At 73.1% G+C, this 19,196-nt stretch carries 13 protein-coding genes; 5 read left to right on the plus strand and 8 right to left on the minus strand.

The window, feature by feature from the left end; all coding sequences use genetic code 11:
- From BM339_RS37185 to BM339_RS37195, 3 genes are all read right to left on the minus strand, one after another.
- A partial coding sequence (locus BM339_RS37185; RefSeq protein ID WP_177287873.1) for an AfsR/SARP family transcriptional regulator occupies positions 1 to 1,877 on the minus strand: 1,877 nt, incomplete at its 3' end.
- Between the two features lie 156 nt (positions 1,878 to 2,033).
- Positions 2,034 to 4,511 carry a peptidase domain-containing ABC transporter gene (locus tag BM339_RS37190; RefSeq protein ID WP_075023930.1) on the minus strand — a complete coding sequence of 826 codons (2,478 nt, stop codon included), beginning with the start codon at positions 4,509 to 4,511 and terminating at the stop codon, positions 2,034 to 2,036.
- 12 nt (positions 4,512 to 4,523) lie between these two features.
- Positions 4,524 to 5,786, minus strand: a complete 1,263-nt coding sequence (locus BM339_RS37195) for a condensation domain-containing protein (protein WP_177287875.1) — start codon at positions 5,784 to 5,786, stop codon at positions 4,524 to 4,526.
- Between the two features lie 378 nt (positions 5,787 to 6,164).
- Between BM339_RS37195 and BM339_RS37200 the strand changes: the two genes are divergently transcribed.
- The 5 genes from BM339_RS37200 to BM339_RS37215 all read left to right on the plus strand — a co-directional run bounded on the left by BM339_RS37200 (position 6,165) and on the right by BM339_RS37215 (position 13,911).
- Positions 6,165 to 6,812, plus strand: a complete 648-nt coding sequence (locus BM339_RS37200) for a GNAT family N-acetyltransferase (RefSeq protein ID WP_075023932.1) — start codon at positions 6,165 to 6,167, stop codon at positions 6,810 to 6,812.
- Complete coding sequence (locus BM339_RS37205) at positions 6,809 to 7,780, plus strand: CgnE/CgnB domain-containing protein (protein WP_075023933.1); 972 nt, start codon at positions 6,809 to 6,811, stop codon at positions 7,778 to 7,780. The genes BM339_RS37200 and BM339_RS37205 overlap by 4 nt, the downstream gene beginning before the upstream one ends.
- A gap of 63 nt (positions 7,781 to 7,843) precedes the next feature.
- Positions 7,844 to 7,966, plus strand: coding sequence for a hypothetical protein (locus tag BM339_RS51950; RefSeq protein WP_021591137.1), 123 nt, complete (start codon positions 7,844 to 7,846; stop codon positions 7,964 to 7,966).
- A gap of 78 nt (positions 7,967 to 8,044) precedes the next feature.
- Positions 8,045 to 9,322 (plus strand): amidohydrolase family protein, encoded by a 1,278-nt coding sequence (locus tag BM339_RS37210; RefSeq protein WP_075023934.1) that lies wholly within the window; start codon positions 8,045 to 8,047, stop codon positions 9,320 to 9,322.
- 38 nt (positions 9,323 to 9,360) lie between these two features.
- A complete protein-coding gene (locus BM339_RS37215) occupies positions 9,361 to 13,911 on the plus strand; it encodes a type I polyketide synthase (protein ID WP_083598375.1) in 4,551 nt (1,516 codons plus the stop codon).
- On the opposite strand, the gene BM339_RS37220 is transcribed toward BM339_RS37215, so the two are convergent.
- From BM339_RS37220 to BM339_RS37240, 5 genes are all read right to left on the minus strand, one after another.
- Positions 13,895 to 15,409, minus strand: a complete 1,515-nt coding sequence (locus BM339_RS37220) for an AMP-binding protein (RefSeq protein WP_256255672.1) — start codon at positions 15,407 to 15,409, stop codon at positions 13,895 to 13,897. The two genes, BM339_RS37215 and BM339_RS37220, sit on opposite strands and share 17 nt — an antisense overlap.
- On the minus strand, positions 15,406 to 16,179 hold the full coding sequence (locus BM339_RS37225; RefSeq protein ID WP_075023935.1) for a hypothetical protein: 774 nt from the start codon (positions 16,177 to 16,179) through the stop codon (positions 15,406 to 15,408). Before BM339_RS37225 ends, BM339_RS37220 begins: the two co-directional genes overlap by 4 nt.
- A 2-nt stretch (positions 16,180 to 16,181) precedes the next feature.
- Positions 16,182 to 17,048, minus strand: coding sequence for a 3-oxoacyl-[acyl-carrier-protein] synthase III C-terminal domain-containing protein (locus BM339_RS37230; RefSeq protein ID WP_218163860.1), 867 nt, complete (start codon positions 17,046 to 17,048; stop codon positions 16,182 to 16,184).
- Between the two features lie 131 nt (positions 17,049 to 17,179).
- The gene (locus BM339_RS37235) at positions 17,180 to 17,455 is read right to left on the minus strand and encodes an acyl carrier protein (protein ID WP_021591131.1); all 276 of its coding nucleotides are present in this window, start codon (positions 17,453 to 17,455) and stop codon (positions 17,180 to 17,182) included.
- 55 nt (positions 17,456 to 17,510) lie between these two features.
- The gene (locus BM339_RS37240; RefSeq protein WP_075023936.1) at positions 17,511 to 19,193 is read right to left on the minus strand and encodes an AMP-binding protein; all 1,683 of its coding nucleotides are present in this window, start codon (positions 19,191 to 19,193) and stop codon (positions 17,511 to 17,513) included.
- Positions 19,194 to 19,196 lie beyond the last annotated feature (3 nt).

Here is a 19,196-nt window from a genome sequence, read left to right on the forward strand (position 1 = left end):
AGGGCCCGCTGGACCGCCGCCCGGCGCTCGGGTTCGGGGTCCTCGCGCAGCGCCCGCTCACGCGCGTACAACCGGATCAGGTCGTGGAACCGGTACCTCAGCCCGCCGGTCTCGTCCGTCCCGGTGAGGGTCAGCAGATGAGCGTCGACCAGGATCTCGATCTGACGTGCGGCCTGCCGCACGTCGACGTCGAGGAGGGCCGCCACCGCCCAGGACGCGAAGTCGGGCGCGTCGAGCAGCCCGGCCAGCCGGAAGGCCCGTTGCGCGCTCGCGGGAAGCGTCCGGTAGCTCATCTCGAACCCGGCCCGGACGTCGTGGTCGCCCGCCACCAGTTCGTCCAGCCGGTGCCGCTCCTCCCCGAGGACGCCCGCGAGGCGGGACAGGCTCCACTGCCGCCTGCCCAGGAGCCTGGCCGCGGAGATGCGCACCGCGAGCGGGACCCGGCCGCACAACCGGGTGATCTCCAGAGCCGCGTCCAGGTCGTCGCTGACGCGCTCCGTGCCGATGATTTTGGTCAGCAGCTCCATGGCCTGGGCCGACGGCAGGACGTCGAGTTCCAGCAGGTGAGTGCCCTCAAGGCCGACCAGCCGGACGCGCCCGGTGAGGAGGACGGCCGTGCCGGGGGAGCCGGGCAGGAGCGGCCGCACCTGCTCTTCCCCGGCGACGTTGTCGAGCAGGATGAGAATCCTGCGTCCGGCCAGGCAGCTGCGGTAGAGCGCCACGCGTTCTTCGAGGGAGTCGGGGATGCCGGTGGCACTGACGCCCAGCGCGAACAGGAACCGGCTGAGCACGTCCTCCGGTCGGGCCGGGTCGGCGGAGGCGCCGCGCAGGTCCACGTAGAGCTGGCCGTCGGGAAAGCGATCGGCGATCCGGTGCGCGACGTGCACGGCGAGCGTGGTCTTACCGAACCCGCCCAGACCGGCGATGCTGGCCATGGCGACGGTACCCGGCCGAGGCTCGGTGAGGACCTGGGTGAGGTCGGCCACCTCGCGGTCCCTGCCGGTGAAATCCGCGATGTCCGGCGGCAACTCGGCGGGAATGAGGGTCGCCTGCGGCTCGGGCGTCGTGGCTGCCTGCGGCTCGGGCGTCGGAGCCGTGGCGAGGACGGGACGGTCGGCCGACAGCGCGCGCATGTGCGCGCGTTGCACCTTCTCGCTCGGCTCGATGCCCAGTTCGTCCGACAGTCGCGCGGCGAGTTCATGGTAGGCGCGCTGAGCCTCCGCCGGCCTGTCGGCGTCCAGGAGGAGCTCGATGAGCGCGGCGTGGAGCGGTTCGTCGTAGGGGCGCTCGCGCGCCAGCCGCCGCACCGCCCTGACCGCGTTCCCCGGCGTCGCGGTCCGCCTGGCGGTCGTGGCGAGGTCGAGGGCCGCCTGGCCGATCTCCTCTTCGAGCGAGCGGACGAGGGGGTCGGAACGGCTGATCCTCGTCACGCCGGAGAGCAGCGGTCCGCTCCGTTCCCGGAAGGCGTCGGACAGGGCCCGGAAGCGCTCATCCGGTCCGGCCGCCGCGCGCGCCCGGGTGAGGGACGACAGGAACCGGCCGAGGTCCGACCGCTCGGGCGGGCAGCGCAGCAGGTACCCGTCGGCATGGCTGATCGAGGGCGGCTCCGCCGTGCCGTCGAACCGGGCGAGCCATTTGCGCAGGCGCGAGACGGCGACGTGAACCGATGCGCGACTGCCCTCGCGGACTTGGTCCGCCCACACCAGATCCATGAGCCGGTCCACGGTCAGCGGTTCGCCGCGCGCGATGATCAGCGTTCCCAGCAGCCCCTGGAGAACGGCGGAGGCGGGCGCCGTGACGCGGGACGCGCCGAGCCGGACCTCCAGGCCCCCGAAAACCCGGAAACTCGAACTCTCGGTGAGCGTCTCGTCTGCCATGGAGCGGCCTGCCACTGTCCGATACCCGGCCGGTTGCGATCTCGGGGTGAAGCTAGCACGGCGTCACGCCGAGACGAGGACCCCGTGCAACGTTCCAGGATCGATCCGGTGTCCACGGCGATCGTGGACGCGCCGGCCCGTGGGTGCGACTGGCGGTCAGGTCGCTCGATCGGCTTGGAACCACCCATTGGACAGGTGCTCTCGCGGGGGAGGACCCGGTGGCGGCGCCTGGGCCGCGGTGCTCGGGCCGCCCGTGACCCCCGAGGCCGCCATCAGGTCGCGGTAGGGGCCGGGCCGCATGCTGAGCCGGCCGTGGTCGCCGCGCTGCACGATGCGCCCGCCGCCGAAGACGCAGATCTCATCGGCCTCGGCCGCGACGGCGGGCCGGTGGGTGATGACGAGGAGCGTGCAGTCCAGCCGGCGGATGTTCGAGATCACCTTCGCCTCGGTCACCCGGTCCAGGGCGCTGGTCGCCTCGTCGAGGATGAGGATCCGCGGCCGGCGGACGAGGGCGCGGGCCAGGGCGATCCGCTGCCGCTGGCCGCCGGACAGGCCGGTGCCGCCCGAGCCGAGCAGGGTCTCGTAGCCCATCGGCAGCGCGGCGATCTCGTCGTGGATCTGGGCGATGGCGGCGGCGCGGACGTGGTCGCAGGTGTGGCCGTCCGCCGCGGCGGCGCCCATCGTGATGTTGTCGCGGATCGAGCCGGCGAAGATGCGGGCGTCCTGGTTGACGAACGAGATCGCCCGCCGCAGGGAGGCGCGGTCGATGTGGTCGAAGGGCGTCCCGCCGATCAGGACCCGTCCCGCATCGGGCCGGTACAGCCCCGAAAGGATCATGGCCAGGGTCGACTTGCCGCATCCGGAGGCGCCCAGGAACGCCACGAAGCCCCCGGCGGGGACGGTCAGGTCGATGCCCGACAGGGCCGGGGCCGCGGCGCCCGGATACTGGAACCACGCCCCCCTGACCGCCAGGTCCCCGCCGGTGTCGAAGCGGGCCGTGGCCGTCCGTCCGGGCTCGTCGGGCTCGGCGTCCAGGATGTCGCCGAGCCGGGTGAGGGGGGCCTTCAGCGTGGCCACCTGGAACCCCGCCTGCACCAGGCTGGTCAACGGGATGAAGACGCCCATGGACAGGGAGGTGAAGGCGGTCATCTCGCCGAGCCCGAGCTCCCCCGCGCTCACCTTGACGGCACCGGTGACCAGCACCAGCAGGGGGGCCATGAACTGGATGGACGCGACGAGCGAGGAGAACAGGGTGAAATGGCGGCGCCGCCTGGTCCCGGCGTTGATCTCCTCCATCAGGGAGTGGGTCCACCGGCCGCCCATCGCCTCGTCCAGGCCGGCGGCCTTCACGGTGCCGATGCCTTCGAGGAGTTCGTTCAGCGTGCTGTTGGAGTGCGCCTGGCATTCCAGTTCGTCGGCGGCCAGGTACACCTGCGAGCGCCACGCCAGCGACAGGAGCCCGATCTGGATCGCCGCCAGCAGCGAGACCCACATCGCGATCTGCGGTTCCACCACGAAGAAGGCGGCGAGATAGCAGCCGACCAGGATCCCGTCGAAGGCCGCCGAGAGCATGGAGGCGGTCAGCACCTGCCGGACCGACGTGCTGGTCCGCACCCGCAGTGCCAGATCGCCCGGCGCGCGCCGCCCGAAGAAGCCGAAGGGAAGCGCGAGGAGCCGGTTGAAGACGCCCAGGGTCACCCGTTTCTCCGCCGCCGCCTGGAGTTCCAGGATGAGGGTGCCGCGGAGCAACTGGAGGAGGAAGAAGCACAGGGCGGACAGCGCCGTGGCCGAAACGGCGCGCACGGGCGTCAGCTCGCCCCCGAGACCGCGGTGGTCCACGGCGTAGGCGATGGCCAGCGGCGTCAGCAGGCCGAACACGAGGATGGCCAGGGACGCCGCCGCCAGGGCCGGCCATTTCCTCGACCGGGGAAAGAAGTAGGCGAGGTGCCGCCAGGGGCTGCGGGGCCGCCCGGCGCTCCTCCGCGGGCGGGCCGAGCGCAGGGGAGCGTCGAACTCGACCGCCACGCCGGTGAAGAGCCGGTCGACGTCCTCGACGCGCAGCCGCCGCCGGCCGTAGGCGGGGTCGACGATGTAGACGTGCCGGCGCGTGGCGCGGTCGAGGACCACGAAGTGGTTGAACTTCCAGAAGAGGATGGAGCCGGACGGCAGGTTCCGCAGCCCCTCCAGGGACGTCCGCACCCCCCTGCCGGGCAGTCCGTACTTGCGGGCCGCCGTCAGCAGGGAGCGGGCCGACACGCCGTCCCGCCCGCAGTCGGTGTCCTGCCGCAGCTGTTCGAGGTCGACCTCGATGCCGTGGTGCCCCAGCGCCATCATCAGGCTGACCGGCCCGCAGTCGCTCAACTGCGACTGGAGCCGGACGGGGACCGGGCGCCGCCTTCGTGCCCGGAGTCTCAGGCCCACGCCCCCCGCCGGCCATGACGGCCGCGGGAACCCGCTCGCCTCGATGGGCGGGCCCAGTTCGCGGTCTGCCGACGCGGCCCGACGCGCCTCCTCCCGGAAACGCGACGGTCCCGGCGCGCGCCCGTTGCCGGACGAGGGCTCGGGCCGGCTTCCGGCCCCGTCGCCGGTCTCACGCGGGCGTGCGAAGAAGTCGAACGACGACTGACCCGGCACTCTTCCTCTTCCTCACCGGCCCGGAACCGATGTCAGGTTCGTCCTGAGCACGCCGGACAGGTCCTCCGCGGCGTCCGCCGAGAACAGGCCGGAGGCGAACACCGCCTGGGCGTGGAGGACGTCGCGGTAACTGAAGATCCGCAGCCCGACGCCCGACGCCTCGTAGTCGACCCGGGGCCGGTAGTCGGTGCCGCCGAGCCGTGCGAGCTCGGGGCCGTCCGGGCCGGTCATCCTCCGGTAGTTGACCGACAGGTCGGTCGGGTGCTCCTCGTCCCAGGCGCGGTCCCGCCGGTACCGGACCGCGGCGCGCAGTACCGCGGTCCCGACCGCGGCGACGAAACCGCGCCCTGCGCCGGCGTCCCGCGGTCTCTCGACGACCACGGGGACCTCCACGACGTACATGCCGACGGTCTCGCGCTCCGCGGGGCCGCGAAGGTCGACCGGGACGGCCACGGCGATCCGGTCCTGCCGGGTGAACCGGAAGACGGTCCTGGCGAAGGCGGCCAGGACCCAGGTGAACTCCGTGCACGTGTGCAGGCCGGCCTGCTCCCTGAGCGCCGCCAGCTCGGTCCCGGCGAGCGAGAAGGAGGACTGCCTGGTCCGGCCGCCCCGCTCGTGCGGGCCGGGAGGCGGCACGTCGAACCGGGTGGGCGACGGCAGGCCCGAGGGGACCCGCCCGGCGGTGCGCCGGAGGCCGTCGCCGCGTGGGGCGGCTCCCCGGACGACCGAGTCGGCGTATCTCCGGCCGGCCGGCCCGCGGGGGGCGCGGCCCGCCAGGGTGTCCGCGTAGGTGCGCATGAGGTCGCGGACGAGTATCCCGGCCCCGATCCCGTCGACCGCCATGTGGGAGAGGCCGACCATCAGCGCGTGGACCGTCGGGCTGTAACGGAAGAGCCCGAAGCTGAACGGGTAGCCGCCGGCGTCCCACTCCCGGCGGTACCGCTGGACCATGAGGTGCCGGAGATAGCGGCCGAACTGGTCCTCCGAGCGGGCGAGGACGTTCTGCACGGTGATCAGTCCGGCCCGGGGAGGCAGCCCCCTGACCCGCTGGCGCGGCTCACTTCCGGGTCGCTCCACTATTTCGATGCGCAGCGCCTCGTGCCGCGACACCAGGATCTCGACGCTGTCGGTGAATTTGTCGACGTCCAGCTCGCCCGGAATCCGGAAGCAGGACCAGATCGCCATGCGCAGTGCGGGGTTCTCGCGCGTCACCTTGAAGTGCTGCAACTGGCCCAAAGTGAGCGGAAGTTCTGTGGTCTCCGCCGAACCCGTCATTCCCCGGCTCCTCGGATCAGGCATCAAGCGGTGCCGTGAGCGGGCGGCACGAAAGAAAGGTGTCCGTCCTTTCGTGCCGCCCGGCCCGTCACGTCTTGTCGTAGGGCACGACGACGTCGCTGCCGCCGACGACGTCGTCGAGTTCTTCGTCGGCAAGAGCGGTGATGTCGACCGTCTCGGCTTCCTTCTTCTCATTCTTGCTCATGGATGGCACCTCCTTCCCCGCAGGACTCACATGGGCAGGAATGTAAGCGATGGGCGGGCCGGACAACACCTCTCGAATGGATGGTGGCGAGAACTAGCCAGGCACCTTCCGGCGGCCATGTGCGGGCCGTTACGTTGGCGAAGCGGTTAGGCACCGGAAGGTTGGGACCACGCATGCCCAATAAGTACTCGGTAACGCTGACTCCGGTGACGGAGGACGACTACGAACTCCTTTCCCAATGGACCTCATCGGATACCTGGGTCTATGCCTCCGGTATTCAGGGCCATACCAGCGCGGCCGACCTGAAGGCATTTCTGGCCCGGGTCGACGACAAGTTCCTGATCGTGTGCACACCCGACGGCCAGCCGCTCGGCATGGTCAGCTGGAAGCCGACCGACACGCCGGGGAACTATGTCGTCGGGACGATGATCGGCGACGCCGGCATGTGGGGCGCCGGCTTCGGGCTGGAGGCGACGATCCTGCTCGTCGGGATGCTCTTCGACTCGAAGAACGCGCACCGGGTGGAGTTCACCTGCGGGACCTTCAACCGGCGGGCGGTGGAGAACTTCTGCGCCGGAATGATCACCGTGGAAGGCGTGCTCAGAGACCGCTACTTCGTCGACGGGGCCTATCACGACGCCCTGATCGGCTCCGTGCTCAGGGACGAGTACTACGCGCTGCGCCGGCCATCGGAGATCGTTCCCGCCGCGGACAAGGACGCGGCCCGGCGGCTCGTCGCCGACTTCCTCGAAAAGAACCCCATCGTGCCGCGCGACGTCCCGGCGGCCGCTCCCACTGCGACGGAGGGACAGCGCGCATGACGACGACCACCGCACGCGACGGCCTGCTCAGGCAGCTCTTCCCCGAGGGCGGGATCGTCGCCGTGGCCGACGACGCCGAGCTGGGACGGGCCGCGGCCGAGCGGGGGCTGACGTACGTCCCCCTGGACCGGGCCGAGGAGCTGCCCGCGGGCGCGAGCGTCGTCCTCCTCCTCCAGCACCACATGGTCAGCAAGCGGATCAGGCTCGTGTTCAGGCACCACAGCGTGCTGGTGGTGCCGATCGCCAGCTTCGACGGCTCGCCCGGCGCCGCCCGCTACACGCTGGAGATGGCCCTGCGGACGGACTGGGTCCGGGCCGCGGACACGGCGTCCTCCTGGATCGGGAAGCTGAGGGAGGGCGCCGAGCAGGTGGTGTTCGGCCCCGAGGTGGCCGGGACGGGCGCCGGGGACGGGGACGACACGCGGCTCGTGTGCTCGCTGGGCGGCGCCCTGACCGTGGACGCGTGGCCGCGCGCGGCGATCGGGCCCGGCGACTGGGTGAGCGTGGGGAGCTGCTGCGAGCTGTCCATCACCAAGCGGCCCGGGCAGTCCGGTGCGGACACCTTCAGCATGGACGGGACCGCGATCGCCTCCGGCGTCCTGGCGGCGTGCGATCCCCGGTGCACCGAGGCCGGGCGGGAGCGGTTCGAGACGGCCCGGAGGCTGCGCGCGGAGATGGCCGGGCTCGGCGCGGTCCGGCTGGAGATGACGGACAACGTGCTGACCCGCGTCACCGCGGGCGGCCGGGATTTCACCCGGGACCTGCTCGGCGCCACCAACCCCGACCACGGCCTCCAGGCCCTCGAACTCGGCATCGGCACCAACCTCGGGGTGCTGCCCGCGGTCGACTGGCGGGTGAACTCGCAGCTGAACGAGGGTGCCGGCGTCCTGCACATCGGGTTCGGAGAGGGGATCACGGGTGCGCACATGGACTTCGTCGTCCCCCACTGCGAGCACCACTTCCGCTGAGACTCCGGGCCGTGCGGCGCACGGCCCGGGCTGTGTCCGGCCGGCATCGAGAGGAGGTGTGACATGCGGGAGGTCAACGTTCAGTCCCAGTCCTGGAGCGTCGTCGACGACGACCTCGCCGCCGACGAGGCGGAGGAGTTCGACGAGACCGAGGGCGCGTACAGCTTCAGCTATGCGCGCGTCTGATCGGTAGCGGCCCGGTGACGGGGGGCGGGTCCCCTCCGGCCCCCCGTCAGCGGGTTTCTGCCGAAGGAAGGAACGACCATGGGCGACCACAGCCGCCACGTCATCATCTCCGCGGACTGCCACGGGGGCGCCGACCTCACGCAGTACCGGGACTACCTGGACCCCGCCTTCGCCGACGACTTCGACCGCTGGGCGGCGGAGTTCACCGTCCCCTACGAGGACATGAAGGGCCCCGGCGCCTCCCGCAACTGGGACTCCGCGCGGCGGGCGGCCGAGCTGGAGGCGGACGGGATCGTGGCCGAGGTCATCTATCCCAACACCGTGCCGCCGTTCTTCTCCACGTCGTCGCTGGCCAGCAGCCAGGACGGGGTGGCGGGCGCCGAAGGCCTGCGGCGCCGGTGGGCCGGGCTCCGGGCCCACAACCGGTGGCTGGCGGAGTTCTGCCGGGACCTTCCGGGCCGGCGGGCGGGCGTCTTCCAGATCCTCCTGCACGACGTCGACGCGGCGATCGCCGAGGTGCGGTGGGCGCACGGGGCCGGCCTCACCGGCGGTGTGCTGCTGCCGGGCACCCCTCCCGGCGCCGGTGTGCCACCGCTGTACCACCCCTCGTACGACAGGCTGTGGAACGTCTGCGAGGAGCTCCAGGTCCCGGTGAACTGCCACGGCGGCGGGGCGGGCCCGAGGCTCGGCGACTCGCCTGTCGACGACATGTTCTTCCTGCTCGACCTGCGCTGGTGGGACATCAGCCGGTTCCGGCACCTGATCCTCGGCGGCGTCCTGGAGCGGCATCCCGGGCTGAAGGTCGTCTTCACCGAGTCCGGCATCGGCTGGATCCCCCGGGAGCTGCGCAAGCTGGACCAGTTGGTCGACTCCATGCGCTCCACGGGGGACGGCGAGGACATCGCCTATGACGCCGCGAGCGCAATCGACGGCCTGACCCTGCGGCCCAGCGAGTACTGGCACCGGCAGTGCTACGCGGGCGCCACCTTCGTCCACCCGACCGAGGTGGCGATCAGGGACAGGGTGGGCATAGACAAGATCCTCTGGGGCAGCGACTACCCGCATCTGGAGGCCTCCTACCCGTTCTCCAAGGAGGCCGTCCGCACCGCCTTCCACGACGTCCCGGTCGCGGACGCCGAGCGAATGCTGGCCGGGAACGCGGCGCGGATGTACGGGTTCGACCTGGACCGCCTGCGCGCCGTCGCCGAGCGGGTCGGACCGACCCGCGACGAGGTCGGCGCCGGGCTCGATCCGGCGACCCTGCCCCCGGAGGCGGCGGGCTGCCCCGCGTTCGCGGGCCTGGTCCCGGGCTCGGCGAAGGTCCGCATGGGGGACAACCGGGGGGCGGGCAAGTAGGCCCGGCGGGACGAGGAGGCGCGGGACGAGGAGGAAACGTGTACGGAGAGTCCGGGGACGCGATCGCCATCGTGGGCATGGCCGGCCGGTTCCCCGGCGCGCGCGACCTGCCGGAGTTCTGGCGCAACCTGTGCGCCGGCACCGCGTCGCTCACCCGGCTGGACGACGAACGCCTCGTCCGCGCCGGGGTGCCGCGGGAGGCCCTGGCGGACCCCGACTACGTCAAGGTCGCCTCGCTGCTCGGCGGCATCCACCTGTTCGAGCCCGCGCTGTTCGGCATCACCCCGCGCGTGGCGGAGGCGATGGACCCCCAGCTACGGGTCCTGCTGGAGATCTGCCACGACGCCCTGCTGGACGCCGGGTACGACCCGTACCGCTTCGGCGGCAGGATCGGGATGTACGCCGGGGCCGGGAACAACGAGTACCTGGCCCGGTACCTGCGCGCCAACCCCGGGTTCATGGAGACGATCGGCGAGGCGCGCGCCCGGATCACCAACCACTCCGACTACCTGTCCACCGCCGTCTCCTACCATCTGGGGCTGCGCGGCCCGTCGGTGACCAGCCTCACCGCCTGCTCCACCTCCCTGATGACCGTGCACATGGCGTGCGCGGCGCTGTTCGGCAACGAGTGCGACATGGCGATCGCCGGCGGCGTGGAGATCCCGCTTCCGGCGTACCGCGGCTACAGGTACAGCGAGGGCGGGGGGATGCTGGCGGCCGACGGCGTCGTCAGGCCGTACGACGCCGGGGCCTCCGGGACGGTGTTCGGGGCGGGCGCCGGCGTGGTGCTGCTCAAGCGGCTGAGCGAGGCCGTCACCGACCGGGACGCGATCCACGCGGTGATCATCGGCTCGGCGGTCAACAACGACGGCGCGGCGAAGGCCGCGTACGCGGCACCGAGCGAGGCGGGCCAGGCGGAGGTGCTCGCCTCCGCCCTACGGGTCGCCCGGATCGACCCGGTGTCGGTCGGGTACGTCGAAGGCCACGGCACGGGCACACCGGTCGGCGACCCCGTCGAGGTGGCCGCGCTGAACCGGGTCTACGGCGCGGACCGCCGCGGCGCACGGGACGTCGCGCTGGGCTCGGTGAAGAGCAACGTCGGCCACCTCGGCGCCGCCGCCGGGATTTGCGGGCTCGTCAAGGCCGTGCACAGCGTGCGGGAGGGGGTCGTCCCGGCCAGCCTCAACTTCAGCGATCCGAACCCGCGGATCGACTTCGACGGCGGACCCTTCTACGTCGCGGACCGGACGATGCCCTGGCCGCGGGACACCGGCCCCCGCCGCGCGGCCGTGAGCTCCTTCGGCGTCGGCGGCACCAACGTCCACATGATCGTGGAGCGGCCCCCGGCGGTGGAGACCGCCGCGCCGCGGGGGCCGTACCACCTTCTGGCGCTCTCGGCCCGCACCCCGACCGCCCTGGCGGCCATGGCGGAGACCTTCCGCGACAACCTGCGCGAGTCCCGGGGGAGCGGGGACGAGGGCGAACTCGCGGACATCGCCCGCACGCTGGCCGAGGGACGTCCCGTCCGTGCCGTGCGCCGCGTCCTGGTCGTGTCCGACCGTGAGGACGCCGTGAGCCGGTTGGGCGAGGGATGGACCGGGGCGGCGGCGCCCCCGGTGCCGCGCGGCCGTACGCCGGAGCCGGCCTTCCTGATGCCCGGGCAGGGGGCCCAGTACGTGGGCATGGCGCGCGGTCTCTACGGACGGGAGCCGGAGTTCGCCGCGATCCTGGACCACTGCCGCGCCGTGCTGCGCCGCTCGCACGGCCTCGACCTCAAGACCGTCCTGTTCCCCGCGACGGCCTCGGCCGCGCCCCGGGCCGAGGCCGAGATCGTCCGGACCTCGGTCACCCAGCCCGCCCTCTTCGCCGTGGAGTACGCGCTGGCCGGCCTCCTGATCTCCTGGGGCGTGCGGCCCGCCGCGATGGCGGGCCACAGCGTCGGCGAGTACGTGGCCGCGGCCCTGGCCGGGGTCGTGGACGCCGACGACGCCCTGCGCCTGGTCGCCGACCGCGGCCTGATGATCGAGTCGCTGCCGCCCGGCGCCATGACGGCCGTCCCGCTGCCCGCGGACGAGCTCCGGCCGCTTCTCCCGCCCGGCGTCGACATCGCGGCCGTCAACGCGCCCGGCATGTGCGTGGTCTCCGGTCCGGTCGCCGCCGTCCGCGAACTTGAGGCCTCACTGTCGGCGCGGAAGGTGGGAACCAGCCGCCTGCGCACCTCGCACGCGTTCCACTCCCCGATGATGGAGCCCATCCTGGAGGCGTTCGCGGAGCGTGTCGCCATGGTGCGGCTCCACGCACCCGAGATCCCGTTCGTGTCGAACGTGACGGGTGACTGGATCACCCCCGGGCAGGCCACCGACCCGGCGTACTGGACGCGGCACGTTCGCGCCCCTGTGCGCTTCGCGGACGCCGCCCGGCTGCTGCTCGCGGACGGCGGGTACCGCCTGGCGGAGGTGGGCCCCGGGCACACGCTGTCCGACCTCGTCGCGGAGGCCGCGGCGGGTTCGGAAACGCAGCGGTCGCAGCGCGTCCCGGCCGTCCCCATGATGCGCGCCGCCCGGGACGAACGCGACGACCTGCGGGTCATGCTGGAGGGCGTGGGCCGGCTGTGGACGTACGGCTGCTCCGTGGACTGGGACCGCATCCGCGCGCACGAGGGACGCGGCCGAGTGCACCTCCCCACCTACCCTTACGAGCGCGAATCGTTCTGGGTGCAGCGGGTGAGCGGCGAGTCCTCCGCTGCGGAGCCCCAGGACGAGGGGCCGCTCTACGTGCCGACCTGGACCGAGACGACTCCGCCGCAGACCACCGCCGACGACGGCGGTACCTGGGTGGTGTTCGCCCATCCCGGCGAGGCCGTGACCGACGAGCTGATCCGGCTGATGCGGGCCGCGGGCGAGAACGTCGTCGTCGTATCGCCCGGTGGCCGGTACGCGGAGACCGGGGACGGCCGCCGTACCGTCCGGCCGCGCGAGTCCGCCGACTACGGCAGGCTGGCCGCCGCCGTCCTCGGCACCGGGCCCGGACGGGTCCGCCTGGTGCACGCCTGGCTCCTCGGCGGCGTCCCGGCGCGCACGGAGAGGGCCGCCGTGCGCGGTCACCTCGACCTCGGCCTGTTCAGCCTCCTGCCGACCGTGCAGGAATTCTCCCGCGGAACCTCCGGGGCCTCCGGGGCCGCTCTGGAGCTGTCCGTGCTGACCAGCGGCATGCAGGACGTCCTGGGCGACGGCGACGTCCACCCCGCGAAGGCCGCCGTGCGCGGGCTGCTCAAGACCCTGCCCCGGGAGCTGCGTTCCGTCGCCGTCCGCGGTGTCGATGTGGGAGAGGGCGATGTGGGAGAGGGCAGGGCGGAGACCATCGCCGCTCAGCTGTTCCGGGAGCTCCGGTCCGGCTCGACGGAGCGGGAAGTGGCGCTGCGGGGGCGCAAGAGGTGGGTCGCGGGTCACTCCGCGATCCGGCTCGACGAGGCCGCGGACGTTCCGTCCGTGCTCCGGGAGGAGGGCGTCTACGTCATCACCGGCGGCCTGGGCGGTCTCGGCCTGGACCTGGCCGGGGAGCTGGCGAGGCTGGTGCGGGCGCGGGTCGTGCTGGTGGGCCGGTCGGGGCTGCCGCCCCGCTCCGAGTGGGAGCCGCTCGCCGCCGGGTCGCCGGACGAGGCGCTGAGGGAACGGCTCCGGAGGGTCCTCGCCGTGGAGGAGGCCGGCGGCCGGGTTCAGGTCTTCGCCGGGGACGTCGCCGACGAGGCCCGGATGCGGGAGATCCGCGCGGAGGCGATGCGCGCCCACGGCCGGGTCGACGGCGTGTTCCACCTGGCCGGCGTCGCGGGCGGCGGTCTCGCCGAGGTGCGCACGCAGGAGGCCGTTGAGAGGGTCCTCGCACCGAAGGTACTGGGCACCTACGTGCTGGACCGGGTGTTCCGGCCGCCGCTGCTGGTGCTGTACTCGTCCATCGCGGCCGTCACAGGTGACTACGGCCAGTCGGACTACGCGGGGGCCAACGCCGTCCTGGACGCCTACGCCCAGGCGCGGTGGGGCGCGGGACGCCATGTCGTCTCCGTCAACTGGCCGCAGTGGACGGACATCGGCATGGCCTCCCGCGCGGCGGACGCCCTGCCGGAGGCGTACCGCGAAAGCGCCATCGGCCCCGAGGCGGCGGCCGGGGTGCTGCGGTCGATCCTGGCCTCCGGCGCCGGTCCGCAGGTCGTGGTGAGTCCGGGGGGCCTGACCAGGCGGGAGCGGCTCGCCGACCGGGTCGCCGCCGACGCGGGCAGGGCCGGTGCCGAGGTCTCCGGGTCCGCTCCCGCCGCCCGGTACGTCGACACTCCGTACGCCCGTCCGCGGACCGACGTCGAGCGGAAGCTGGCGGCGCTGTGGCGGCAGGCCCTGGGGGTCGAGGAGGTCGGGCTGGACGACGACTTCCACGAGCTGGGCATGAGCTCGATCACGGCGGTGCGGCTGGTGGGGCGGATACCGGAGGTGTTCGGGGTGGACGTCTCCGTGCGGGAGCTGTTCGACTGGCGGACACTGCGAGCCGCGTCCGGGGCCGTCGAGAAGGCGCTGGCCGGACGGGTCAGCTCTCCAGCATGATCCGTGCCCGCTCGGCCAGGACCGGCCGGTCCGTCTTCCCGTTGGCGTTCAGCGGCAGGTCGTCCAGGTACTCGTAGTGGCGCGGGATCATGTACCGCGGCAGGAAGGACCCGAGTTCTTTCATCAGCACCGGGACGGGTTGCTCGTCGCCCACCAGGAACGCCACCAGCCGTCCTGCCACGGCCACCGCCGCGGCGTCCCGCACGCCGGGCAGCCGGCGCAGGCCCGCCTCGACCTCGGCGAGCTCCACCCGGAAGCCGCCGATCTGGACCTGGTGGTCGACGCGGCCCAGATAGGCGAGTTCGCCGCCGTCGACGCGGCGGACCAGATCGCCCGTGCGGTACCAGCGCAGCCCTTCGTGATCGAGGAAGCGGCCGGTGTCGTCGGCCGGGTCGAGGTAGCCGGGGAACATCTGCTCGCCGGTGACGCACAGCTCGCCCGTGCCGTCCTCCTCCGCGCCGAGGAGCATGTACCGCAGCCTCGGGTGCACGGTTCCGATGGGGACGATGTCGTTGACCGCCAGCTTCGGTGACAGCTCCGGGTCGAACCGGTGGACGCTGCACGAGATGGTCAGCTCCGTCGGCCCGTAGAGGTTCTCCAGGCGGGAGTTCGGCGCTGCCTCCTGCCACTGCGCGGCGTCGTGGACCAGCAGGGCCTCGCCGCAGAACAGGCTCCACCGCAGGCCGGGCATGGAACCGGGCCCCAGCCCCCTGCCCCGGCGGACCAGGGAGATCATGCTCGGCGTGGAGAACCAGACGGTGATGCCGTGCCTGGCCACGAAGTCGGGCAGCGACACGTACACGTGCGAGGGGACGCTGACGACGGTGCCGCCGGCCCCCCACGCGGCGAAGACGTCGAACATCGCCAGGTCGAAGGTCAGGTCGAAGGTCTGCGAGAAGACGTCGTCGCGGGTGAAGCCGTAGCGCGCCCCGACCTGGCGCAGGTAGGCGGCCACGTTGGAGTGCCGGACGGGGACGCCCTTCGGACGGCCGCTGGAGCCGGAGGTGAAGAGGATGTAGGCGATGTCCTCGGGAGCGGACGACAGCGGCCTGTCCAGAGCGGGCGCGGTGGGCTGGTGCACCACCCGGACGCCGTCCAGCGCACCCTTCAGTTCGGCCAGCAGGGACAGGCCCTTGTCGTCGACGATGAGGCCGTCGAGCGAGGCGGCGCCGATCATGGCGCGGAGGCGTTCGGGCGGGAAGGCGGGGTTGAGCGGGACGGCCGCCGCGCCGGTGTAGAGGGCGGCGAGCAGGCCGGCGTACATGTCCTCGCCGCGGGCGCCGAGCACGCCGATCCGCCGCGGCCCGCCCGGGCCGCCGGGGTCGTGGAAGAGGAGGCCGCCGGCGAGCCGCAGCGCGCGTTCGTGGAGGCGCCCGTAGCTGATGCTCTCCCCGCCGACGCGGAGCGCCTCCGCGTCGGCGTCACGGTCGACGCTCCACAGGAACGCCTCGTGGAGCAGGCACTGTCCGGGCAGGTCCGGTCCCATCTTCTCCGTCACTCTCCCATCGGCGCGCTGGACATCCTCAGTTCGCGCGGTTGGACGGCCTCAAGAAGCAGCCAGCCGTGCCGCTCGTCCCCCACGGTGCGCAACAGCACGGGTTCTCCGGGCCCGACCGCACCGGACGACAGCGCCGCGTACAGGTCGAGCCATGCGTCGCAGGCGCCGGGGCCGGAGAAGACCCGTGCGCGCCGTGCCTCCGCCGGTGTCTCCGTCCCGGCCGGGCCCGCACCGACGGCGACGATGCGGAGCGCTCCCGTGCGGGCCACCCGCAGGGCGACCGCCGCGAAGGCCGGCTTCTCGGTCTCGACGTCGACGTACGCGGGATCGTCGACGATCACCACGGTGGCGCCCCGGTCCTCGGGCACCGCCCAGGCGAGCAGGTGGAACACCTGCGTCCCGCCCTGTTCCGCGAGGTGGCTGATCCCCACGTCCTCGCCCGTCCAGCCGACCGCGTGGACGGTGCCCGCGAGGGGCGACGTCATCGGGTCGATCACCGGTCCGGAGCGCACCACGACGAGGGGCTGGTCGTCGTCCGGGTGCCCGAGCGCGTCCAGGGCCCGCCGGGTGGTGGCGTAGTCCGCGGCGTCGGCCGGGTCGCCGGGCACGGGCCGCCGCACGTGCATTCGCTCCGCCGGGATGCCGCGGTCGCGCGCGATCATGTTCGCGACCAGGCGGCGCATGTTCCGGCGGGGCAGTCCGGCGGACGGCTGGAGCCCCGGCCGCGCGCGGACCGAGGTCGCGAGTGCGTCGATGTACAGATCGGCCACGGCTATCCGCCCATCACCTCTACGACGACGACCTGGAAGTACGCGCCGTGCCCGAGCGCGACCAGCGCGCACCGGTCGCCGGGCCGCAGCCGCCCGGTCGCGTCGGCGTGCTGGAGGACCGACAGCGCGTCGATGCCGTAGTTGTGGCCGCGCACGGGGAGCAGGTCGAGCGGGACGCGGTCGCGTCCGACGCCCGTCTCGCGGCACACGTTGCGCCAGAACACGGCGTTGGTCAGGTCGGGCATGATCCAGTCGAGGTCCGCGACGCCGAGACCCGCCCGGCCGGCGGCCTCGCCCAGGACCGTGGCCACGTGGTCGAGGCAGGCCTTCGCGTAGCGCGCCTGTTCGTCCTGGGTCATCCGGAGGGCCCGGTGGAACCGCTGGTCGCGCAGCGCCGCACCGGACAGGTAGCGGTAGCGGGGGGACCCGTGACCGTCCGCGTCGCCGTGCGAAGAGTGCACCACGACGGCCGCGGCGGCGTCCCCGCCCACGGTCACGTTCGGGATGATCCTCGCCGTGTCGTCGTAGCTGCCCTGGTCGCCGCCGAGCACCAGGACCCTGTCCCCGGGCCGTGCCCCGGCGCGGGCATGGTAGCGGCGGGCGATCTCCACGGCCCGCAGCACGCTGACGCAGTGCAGGTGGGAGATCCCGTAGAACTCCGCTCCGGGGACGCCGAGCGCGGCGCACAGCCGCCCCGCGAACCCCGGCCGGTTCGCGAACTCCTGCACGACATGCGAGTGCGCGTACAGCACGACGTCGGCGCCGCGTCCCGCGAGAGCGTCCCTGCCAGCCCCGACCAGGAGGTCCTCCATGCGCTCGTCGGGGGCGAGGGTGGGGCTGTCGCGCAGTCCGTGGAACCTCCTGAACATCCGTCGCTCGAAAGGTCCGCGGCCGGCCCGCTCCAGGACGCGATCGACGGGTTCGGTGCCCCTGGGCAGCCGCACCGACACCCGGGACAGACCCAGGGTCCCGGTGCCGGCGTCCGGTGACGCGCCCACGGTCACGCCGTGGCCCCGGCGTCGACCGTGGTGACGAGGTGCCCGGCGACGTAGTCGGCCAGGCTGCCGGCCGTGCGGAAGACCTCCGTCTCCAGCTCCTCGGGGTCGACCTCGAACCCGAGGGTGTCCTCCAGGACCAGCAGCAGTTCGAGGGTGCCCGCCGAGTCCAGGCCCAGCTCCTCATAGAGCGCGGTGGTCTCGCGCAGTCCGGTGACCTCGCGGTCCAGGGCCACGGTGAGCGACCGCCGTATGTGCTCGATGATCCCCGTACGTTCCACTGATCCTCTTCTCGATCCGGCGGGTTCTCTCTCGATTCGGCGCGGAGTGGTGTCTTCAGGCCCGGTCAGCCGCCGAGTCCCAGACCCGGTGGGCGGCCAGGTCGCCCGCCGTGACGAGGTTCCGCCACATGGCGCGGCGCCTGAGCTTGCCGCTGGTGGTGCGCAGCAGGGTGCCGCGCGGCACCTGCAGGACCATCACGCGCAGCCCGGGCAGCCTGGCGGCCACGTGCCGTCCGACGGCGGCGGCCTCGTCCGCGGTGCAGTTCCGGATGGTGACGACCACCGCGTCCCGTCCCGACACGGTGCCGAGGAGGGCGACGGTCCGCCGCGGCCTGGGCGCCGCGGCGGCGGCGATGACCTGCACGTCCTCGGCGAACAACCAGCGGCCCCGCACCTTGATGCCGTCCCCGGCCCGCCCGACGACGTACAGCTCGCCGTCGAGGGTGAACCCCATGTCCCCGGTGCGGTGGCGGGGGCCGATCGCCGTGAACTCGTCTCCGACGTATCCCGCCGCCAGGCTCTCCCCGCTCACCGCGATCTCCCCGAACGCGCCCTCCGGCAGCGGCGAGCCGTCGGCGTCCAGGATCTCTACTCCCACCCCGCCGAGCGGGCGGCCGCACGAGACGAGACGGGCGGCCAGGCGCGCGCCGCCGGCGGGGAACGTCACCGGCTCGCCCGGCTCCAGCGAGTCGGTGTCCACCAGCCGGGTCCGGATGCCCGCGGGGTCCGGCCGTTCGCCGGTCACGGCCAGCGTCGCCTCGGCCATGCCGTAGGCGGGGAGCAGGGACTCGTGACGCAGGCCGGCAGGCCCGAGCAGCCGGTGGAACGCGTCCAGATCGTCCGGGTCGACGCGTTCGGCGCCGATGACGAGGCCGCTCATGCCGCCGAGGTCGAGCCCCTCCAGGTGGGCCGGACGCAGTTTCCGCACCACGTGGCTCAGGGCGAACGCGGGTATGGCGGACGCGGTGCCGCCGGACCGGGAGATCTCGGCCAGCCACCGGGCCGGTGCCCCGATGAACTCCTGCGGCGGCAGGTAGGAGCCCCCGGCCCCCCGCGCCAGCGGCATCAGCAGGCAGCCCACCAGCCCCATGTCGTGGTGGAAGGGCACCCACGACACCACCCGGGAGTCCTCGGTGATCGACAGCCAGTCGTGCAGGGCGCGCACGTGCGCGTTGAGGGCCGGCCACGGGATCTGGACGCCCCGCGGCGTCCCCGTGGACCCCGAGCTGAACTGGACCAGCCCCACCTCGGGCGGCTCCGGCGCGCCGTCGGCCATGGGGCCGTCCTCGGCCGCCTCCGTCAGGACGCGGCAGCCGGGCGGGTTGAGGCCGTCGAGGAGCGGTGCCTGCTCCCTCGTGACGAGGAGAGCGGCGGGGCCTACCGCGCGGGCGACGTCCCGGAGGCGGGCGTCCAGCTCGGCGGGACCGCCCGGCGCGACGATGGAGGGCGTGGCGCCGGCGTGCATGACGCCAAAGAGGGACACGACGAAGCCGGGCGTGTTCGCGCCGATGAGGAGCACGGTGTCGCCGGAGCCGATGCCCGCCGCGCGCAGCCGGTGAGCGTTGCGGCGCACTCCCGCCGCCAGGTCCGCGTAGGAGTGGCTGGTCCAGGTGCCGCGACCATCGGAGAAGCGGACGGGCTGCTCCAGTCCGGGATGCTCCACCCAGGAGAGGATGTGCTCCAGGCGCGGCCTGGTGGCCGTGCTGGGGATGGCCGTGCTGTTCGTTGCGGCGGTCATGCG

Source organism: Actinomadura madurae, assembly GCF_900115095.1.
GTDB classification, from domain to species: Bacteria; Actinomycetota; Actinomycetes; order Streptosporangiales; family Streptosporangiaceae; genus Spirillospora; species Spirillospora madurae.